Here is an 8,359-nt window from a genome sequence, read left to right on the forward strand (position 1 = left end):
AAAGTTTAACACTCCTTAATATTAGAATTAAAAGCACCTAAAACAGGGGTTTACTTACGAATTAATTAAGCGGTGATTAATAAAATAAACAGCATAACTAGAATATTAAATTGATATAATATAACATACTGAAAATTGCAAATTAGTAAGTTCTCTTAATGATAAATAAACTGCCCGTCACAGTGTTATCAGGCTTTTTAGGAGCCGGTAAAACAACCGTACTTAGTCATATCCTTAATAATAGACAAGGTAAAAAAGTTGCCGTTATAGTTAACGATATGAGCGATATAAATATAGACGCTGCAACAATTAAAAGTGGTGTATCGCTAAGTCACAGCGATGAAAAGCTAGTTGAAATGAGTAACGGCTGCATTTGCTGCACCTTACGTGAAGACTTGCTGATTGAAGTAGGAAAACTGGCCAAAGAAGGTCGTTTTGATTATCTCGTTATTGAATCAACGGGTATATCTGAGCCCCTCCCAGTGGCCGAAACATTTACCTTTGCCGATGAAAACGGTAATTCGCTGGGTGATGTTGCCACTCTTGATACAATGGTAACGGTGGTTGATGCAGTCAACTTCCTAAACGATTACGAGCAAGCAAACGATCTGCAACAAACGGGTGAATCACTTGGTGAAGACGATGATCGCAGTGTAGCCGACCTACTTGTTGATCAAGTTGAATTTGCCGACGTAATTTTAATAAGTAAAACTGATTTAATAACATCTGTTCAATTAAATAAACTTACTGCCATTTTAAATACACTTAATACTCAAGCCAAAATCATTCCTATTTCAAACGGCAATATTAATATAAATGAAGTACTCAACACCGGCCTATTTAACTTTGAGCGAGCTCAACAAGCTCCTGGTTGGCTTAAAGAAATGCGCGGTGAACATATCCCCGAAACCGAAGAATACGGAATTAGCAGCTTTAATTACACAGCTCGGCGCCCCTTTGATCCTGAAAAGTTTTATAACTTTCTTCACAGTACAGAGCAATTTGGCAAGCTTATCCGCTCAAAAGGCTATTTTTGGCTAGCAACACGTCCATTATTTTGCGGGCAATGGAGCCAAGCAGGCGGTATTGCTCACTACGGATTTGCTGGTATGTTTTTTAAGGCCATCCCCCAACAAGAGTGGCCTACCGAGCCCGAACTGCTTGCTGATATTAATAATAAATGGGTAGAGCCTTTTGGTGATATGCGTCAAGAGCTTGTGTTTATTGGTCAATCGTTAGATCAACAAGCCATGATGAACGCGCTTAATAACTGTTTATTATCAGAAGATGCCGTACTCAAGGGTAAGGATTTTTGGAGAACCTATAACGACCCGTTTCCTATTTGGGAGGAAGAATAATGAACGCACTAGCCCCAATAACTGCGCAAATAAAACCGGCGGAACCTCTTCACCGAAGAGCAGCTAAAGAGTGTGATGCCAATGTATTGCCACAAATTTATAACCAAGACACTAACATTGTTATTTGGAAAAGAGACCTTGAGCAAACATTAACAAAAGCAGTTAATGCACTCATTGCCACCAGCGCGTTAAAGCCAATAGAACTTGCTGTATCGCCCAATGACGCTTTTGATCAGTTAATAACTGCGCTTAAGGCAGAAGATAATAATCGTGATGAAGTTAATACACTTTGTGAAGACATTGCCTTACTTGTTGAAATGTTTTGCTGCCTGTTTGATTTAAAGCGCGCTGGGTTAAGGCTGAAAATATTAGATAAACCCATGTGTCCGCGTTTTCATGTAGACAAAATTCCGTGCCGGTTAGTTACTACCTACCAAGGCGTTGCTACGCAGTGGTTAAATCACAGCGATGTAAACCGCTCAAAGCTAGGTACGGGTAATTTAGGTAAACCAGATGAAGAGTCTGGTTTATTTGAAAACTTAAGTAATATTAATCAACTACAACAAGGTGATGTGGCACTGCTTAAAGGAGAATACTGGGATGACCACGAGGGTGCAGGTTTAGTCCATCGCTCGCCACCTGTGGCTGCAAATGAGCAACGCTTATTACTTACCCTGGATTTTATTTAATGCTTTTAAATTAATAATATACCTAATGTAATGGCGTCTCTTTTCAATAATTGGCCAACCCTTTTTAACACTCAAGGCTAATACAAAAAACGCTCCATAAAGGAGCGTTAATCAAAGCATCTATCTATTAACTAAAATAGACCTTAAGCAGATAGCGGCATTGGAATATCTGTTGCGGATATTTTTTTCATGCTGCCTTCTTGCTCTAAGCGAATATGCCAGCTAAACGCTTCTTCAAGTAAATGAGGCGTATGCCCGCCACGCTCACAAGCGCGCTCGTAATAGTCTAACATTGCTTCGCGATAATCTGGGTGCACACAATGCTTAATAACTTGTACAGCACGCTCACGCGGTGCTAAGCCACGTAAATCAGCTAAACCTTGCTCGGTTACTAAAATATCAACATCGTGCTCATTATGATCAACATGGCTCGCCATAGGTACAACGCTTGAAATCGCGCCATTTTTAGCAATTGACTTAGTCACAAATATTGCTAAATGAGCATTACGAGCAAAATCACCCGAGCCGCCAATACCATTCATCATTCGTGTGCCACACACATGTGTTGAATTTACGTTGCCATACATATCAAACTCAAGTGCAGTATTAATGGCAATAATACCTAAACGGCGCACTATTTCAGGATGGTTAGAAATTTCTTGAGGGCGTAACACTAGTTTATCTTTGTATTTTTCTAAATTATTAAATACTTGTGCGTTACAGCGCTCCGATAAAACAATTGAGCTGCCCGATGCAAAGCTCATCTTACCTGCGTCAATTAGGTCAAACGTCGAATCTTGTAGTACCTCTGAATACATTGTTAAGTCTTTAAAGTCAGAGTCGAGTAGCCCCATCATCACTGCATTAGCAATATTACCAATGCCTGCTTGCAGCGGACCTAAATTAGCTGGCAATTTATTTTGAGCCACTTCGTCTTTAAAAAAGTTAACCAAATGGCGCGCAATTGATGCAGTGTCTTCATCAGGGTCGGTAACGGTCGAAAACGAGTCGCTTTGGTTAGTAAAAACAATACCAACAATTTTTGCAGGATCGATAGGAATAGCAGTGCTACCAATACGGTCATCTACTTTAACTAACGGCATTGGTTGGCGAGTAGGACGATACGAGGGAATGTATATATCGTGCAAACCTTCAAGATTAGGGTTATGCAGCATATTAATTTCAACGATGACTTCTTTAGCAAAAATAGCAAAACTCGCTGAATTACCTACCGATGTAGTTGGCACAATATGCCCTTCTTCGGTAATAGCGACTGCTTCAATAACAGCTACATCAGGCATGGTTAATTGATGATTACGTAAATGCTCAACTGTTTCAGATAAATGTTGATCAATAAACATTACTTCGCCGTTATTAATCGCTTTACGCAAGGTGCTATCTACCTGAAAAGGCATACGACGTGCTAAAATGCCCGCTTCGGTAAGTAGTTTATCTAAATCATTACCTAAAGATGCGCCAGTCATTAAATTTATTTTTATTGGATTTTTTTTGACTTGCTCAATTAACGCTCTGGGTACTGCTTTAGCTTCTCCGGCACGAGTGAAGCCACTCATCCCTACAGTCATTCCATCTTTAATAAACAGACTAGCCTGCTCAGCAGACATAACTTTATTGTGTAGATTACTATTGCGAATACGTTCCAAGTTCATTTTGAGCCCCTTTCTAAATTTCACATTATTCTAATCCTAACTTCGTACTAAACAATCTAGACTTAAGTCGCATTTACGAAGTGGGGATAAGCAATATGCTAAAAAGAGAAACAACCTTACGACTTGTTAACATTAATACGTGGTTATTATTAATACTTTCAACAAAAATAAAACAATAACTTGTACTGTAATCTATAAATTAATTGCATTATTTTATGAGATGAAATGTTTTTTGAAGAATTAAGATTATTAATTTAAACACCCAAATGAGGAATTTGGGTGGCAGTCTTACCAGCCACATNCTGCTCCCTTCCGGGCCTGACCAGGTTCGCCTGCTAGTGTTGCGAGAGGACCAATAAGACTACCATTGAGGGCCTTGGTTGGCGCGGGAGGGATTATCTCTACTTTTGCTCTGTTATTCAAGGGATAATCTAAAAAGAAAGTGCGATTGCATACTTCATATACAATCGCGGCGTATTTAGCTATTTTAGTGCGTATTAATTGTTCTCTAACTGCGCTTTTATATTACGTAATGCTGCTTTTACTTTTTTCATGTTTTCTGGACCCATACGTAAAAGCTGTTTTTGTGCATCTGGTAATTGCTCCCACTCCGAAAACGCATACTGGTACGTTACTGAATCACGAAGTAACGGCAAGTCACCTTCAGGCTCTGGCGTATCAAGTAATAAATCGATTGCATCGGTTAGCGTTTGATTAAACTCGTCATCGCCGTAACCAATTTCACTGTATGCATTATTAATAAGTGGCTTGTACTCTTCGTACATGCGAACGGCTTGCGCTGCACTCATACTGGTAAATATTTTCACATACGGTGTATAACGCTCGTAGCTGTTAGGGTTAATCGTTAGGATATCACCTTCATTCACGCTAAATTTTTCTTCTGGCTGTACAACAGGCATGTGTTTTTTAGCTATTTTTCCTTTTGCTAAGTTATCTACATATACCACACCACGACGAATAACATCGTCGGTCACCATTAAGCTCATTACTGAGTCGCTTAGGTACTCGTCCATTTTAGCAACAACAACCGCATCACTTTCGTTAAGCGTTGGTAATGGTTTTACTTCAGGCACCGGCTCACTTGGGCTTTGTGCTGGCACTTCAAGCTCTGCTGGCTTTTCTGGCATAACTGATGGTGCGTCAACTACGGGATCGTTTTCAGGTTTAAGCTCCATCATTGGTTGCTCTTTTGGCGCTTGCTCTACCTCTGTGCGTGTTTGTGGCTCATCACTTGGCTTTAATAGTACAAACGCGGCTGCGCACACAACTATTATTAAAATAATAACGGCGAAAAGAAAATTGTTATTAGGCGGACGTTTTTGAACATCTGACGCTTCTGGTTTATCTGACATACAAACTCCATAAAAATTAAAAGTGCGTTATCACTCAGAGTACTCTGAATGGAAAAAATTCATTATGAGTAGTAACTATAAATACATAACTATTTTAGCTTACAAATATAAACATAAGCTTACTGTACTTACTATTACTCAGTTATCCTTTGATTCTTCTAGCTTAAAGACTTACAGTTAATAAATAAAGTAAAGACGTTGAACAGTTTAAACACCAATATGAAAATCAAGCAAGTCGATCCAGAAAAACCAAAAATAGCCCTATTATTAACGGGCGGTGGCGCACGAGCTGCTTATCAAGTGGGTGTACTTAAAGCGCTAGCTCATAGTATGCCTCGTACTGCTCCATTGCCGTTTAGAGTAATAAATGGCACCTCTGCTGGGGCTATTAACTCTGCGGCTTTAGCATGTTACGCCTCTTGTGCACATTTAGCTGTACGAAAACTTGAATCAGTTTGGAAAAACTTTTCGACCTCGATGGTTTATAAAAGTGACTTCTTAAGCGTATTTGGTCATATTGCGCGTAATATTTTAACTAGCTTTCAGTCAGAGCATATTAATCACCCACCAGCGAGTTTGCTAAATAATCGCCCTCTACGTGGTTTGCTCAATGAGATTTTAGACTTACACCGGATAGAGCGTAACTTACACCGTAATTATTTAGATGCGCTGTCTATTACAGCTTCTAGTTATACGACGGGCGACTCTGTTGCGTTTTTTCAATCAAATACGCAAACACCATGGCAACGCGCCAAACGCGAAGGCCAAGCCACTCGTATTAACGTTGAGCATTTAATGGCGTCGAGTGCTATTCCTATGGTGTTTCCAAGTGTAAATATTTATAACCATTACTTTGGTGATGGCTCTATACATCAGCTTTCTCCCTTGAGTCCGTCGATTCATTTAGGTGCTGAAAAAATATTTATTATTGGGGTCGACCAGCCTAAAGAGCTTCACCCACCGGGTTATTCGCCACATTACCCTGGCTTATCAGCTGTTGCAGGGCATTTACTCGATAGCGTATTTACCGACACTATGCAGTCGGATTTAGAGCGACTGGAACGCGTTAACCGCACTTTAGGATTACTCCCCGCTCGTGATAAACATCAAGAACTTAAGCAAATTGATACTTTTGTTATTAACCCTTCGCAAAACTTTAACGCCATTGCCGCGCAGTATTACGACGATATGCCGTGGGCGATTAAAGTATTACTGCGTACGATCGGTGTTAAAAAACATTCGCAATCGAGTTTGACCAGTTACCTATTGTTTGAAAAACGCTATACCCAACATTTAATGCAAATTGGCTATGAAGATGGCATGGCGCAGTTGCCTAAAATGCGTGAGTTTTTAGAGTTAGATTAAGTCCAAACAAGCACATTATTCTATCCCGTCGAGCAGGTAGTGCTCTACCCGCTCAACACGCCTTGGTTTACCTTGTAGTACTAAAACGTCGTTAGGTAACAAGGTTGTTTGCGCTGATGGCGTGTCTATTTCGGACCCTTCTCTGCGAAGTGCTTTTACGAGTACTCGCCGCTTTTCTAAATTTAGATCTTCAATTGTTTTACTCACCGCATAAGCTTGCTTGGGCAATGCTACAACGTGTAAATATTCTAATCGGTCGGTTGAGGCATCTTCGCTATCTTTAAAATACCCCGCGTAAAAACTTTGCATTAATGGATAACGATTACGTCGCTCTTTACTTACTCGGCGAACAATGCGTGTCATGGGTACGCCCGACATAGACAACACATGCGACACGAGCATTAAGCTCGCCTCTAACGACTCGGGCACCACTTCGGTTACACCTAGCGCTTTTAAATAATCGAGCTGGCTGTCGTCACGAGTCCTAATAAGTATTTTAACGTTAGGTGCTATTTGCTTTATGGCATCAATAACAACTTGCGCGTGATCAAACTCAGTAAAAGTAATAATCACCAACCGAGCTCGCTCTACTCCTGCGCATTTTAAAATATCTTTTTGCTTAACATAACCAAATATTACAGGCTCNCGCCAGCCGCTTTGCCTTCTTGTACAAGTATTGGGTTACTTTCGATGGCAACGTAGTCTATTGCTTCGGGCTTTAAAAAACGCGCTATAGTTTGTCCAACACGCGAAAAACCACAAATAACAACATGATCGCTATAAAGTGTACTACTTTGTGGCTCACTCTCCAGCGCTAAACTTGGCCGATCGAGTATGCCTAAACGATTTAAAATGAATGGCGTTTTATCAATCAAAAATGGTGTAAATGCCATTGAAAGCACACCCAATGCAATTAAAAATGAAGCTTGCTCTGAGTTTAATAACTGATGCTGGCCAGCAAGTGCGATAAGTACAAAACCAAACTCTCCCATTTGCCACAACATAATGCCACAGGCGAGTGAATCTTGGTTTCGTTCATGCATTAGCCGCGCACTAAGTGCTACTACTGTAATTTTTAATATGAGTAACCCAAGCAATGCGCCAATAATTATTACTATGTGCGCCAGTACAAATAAAATATCTAGCTGCATACCCACAGTTACAAAAAACAGCCCCATTAATATATCGCGAAATGGACGTATATCGGCCTCTAACTGATGCCTATAATGGCTCTCACCTAACATCATTCCCGCTAAAAATGCGCCCAATGCCATAGACAAGCCAAACATATACGTTAAAAAGCCCGCAAATAGCGCTACTAATATAGTGGTAAGTACAAACAATTCATCGGTTCGTACTTGCGCTATTTCTTTAAATACAATGGGCAATACCCATTTACCAATTGCCCAAAGGAGCACACATACAAATGCACCTTTACTTAGGGCAAAGGCTAAAGCCCAGCCAATACTTTGTGAGTCGCTTGATGCAAATAAGGGAAGAATTATTAGTAGAGGCACCACGGCAATATCTTGAAAAAGCAGCACACCAACGGCTAACTGCCCTCGTCGCTGATTAAGCTCACCCGTCTCTTTTAATAGTTTAACAACCACCGCAGTTGAAGAAAGCGCCATAATTGTGCCAATAGTAAAGCTGGTGAGTAGGGAAAAGTCTAAACAATATAAGATAATAATGAAGAGTAAACTGGTTATGCCTACTTGCAGAGATCCCAGTCCAAATACTAGGTTTCGCATTGCCATTAACCGCGAGATAGAAAATTCTAACCCCAAACTAAATAACAAAAAGACAATACCAAGCTCTGCTACAAACTCTATTTCATGAGATTGCGCTAACCAACCAATACCATGGCTACCGGCTAAAACCCCAGTTGCTAGGTACGCTAAAAT

Annotated in this window: 5 protein-coding genes and 1 pseudogene; 3 read left to right on the plus strand and 3 right to left on the minus strand. The window is 40.3% G+C overall.

Features of this window, described 5'->3' with window-relative positions:
* Positions 1-158: 158 nt before the first annotated feature.
* The gene (gene zigA / locus L656_RS0114895) at positions 159-1,358 is read left to right on the plus strand and encodes a zinc metallochaperone GTPase ZigA (RefSeq protein ID WP_024599798.1); all 1,200 of its coding nucleotides are present in this window, start codon (positions 159-161) and stop codon (positions 1,356-1,358) included.
* Complete coding sequence (locus L656_RS0114900) at positions 1,358-2,047, plus strand: DUF1826 domain-containing protein (RefSeq protein WP_024599799.1); 690 nt, start codon at positions 1,358-1,360, stop codon at positions 2,045-2,047. Before zigA ends, L656_RS0114900 begins: the two co-directional genes overlap by 1 nt.
* Before the next feature lie 143 nt (positions 2,048-2,190).
* Here the strand turns inward: L656_RS0114900 and L656_RS0114905 are convergent, their stop codons facing one another.
* Positions 2,191-3,717, minus strand: coding sequence for an acetyl-CoA hydrolase/transferase family protein (locus L656_RS0114905; RefSeq protein WP_024599800.1), 1,527 nt, complete (start codon positions 3,715-3,717; stop codon positions 2,191-2,193).
* 497 nt (positions 3,718-4,214) lie between these two features.
* Complete coding sequence (locus tag L656_RS0114910) at positions 4,215-5,090, minus strand: DUF3014 domain-containing protein (protein WP_024599801.1); 876 nt, start codon at positions 5,088-5,090, stop codon at positions 4,215-4,217.
* A 219-nt stretch (positions 5,091-5,309) separates the two neighbouring features.
* Here L656_RS0114910 and L656_RS0114915 point away from each other — a divergent pair, with 219 nt between their 5' ends.
* Positions 5,310-6,455 (plus strand): patatin-like phospholipase family protein, encoded by a 1,146-nt coding sequence (locus L656_RS0114915; RefSeq protein WP_024599802.1) that lies wholly within the window; start codon positions 5,310-5,312, stop codon positions 6,453-6,455.
* A gap of 15 nt (positions 6,456-6,470) precedes the next feature.
* Here the strand turns inward: L656_RS0114915 and L656_RS01000000122320 are convergent.
* A pseudogene (locus L656_RS01000000122320) lies at positions 6,471-8,359 on the minus strand (cation:proton antiporter domain-containing protein); the annotation flags it as partial.

Source organism: Pseudoalteromonas sp. TAE56, from assembly GCF_000497955.1.
In the GTDB taxonomy this organism is placed as follows: Bacteria; Pseudomonadota; Gammaproteobacteria; order Enterobacterales; family Alteromonadaceae; genus Pseudoalteromonas.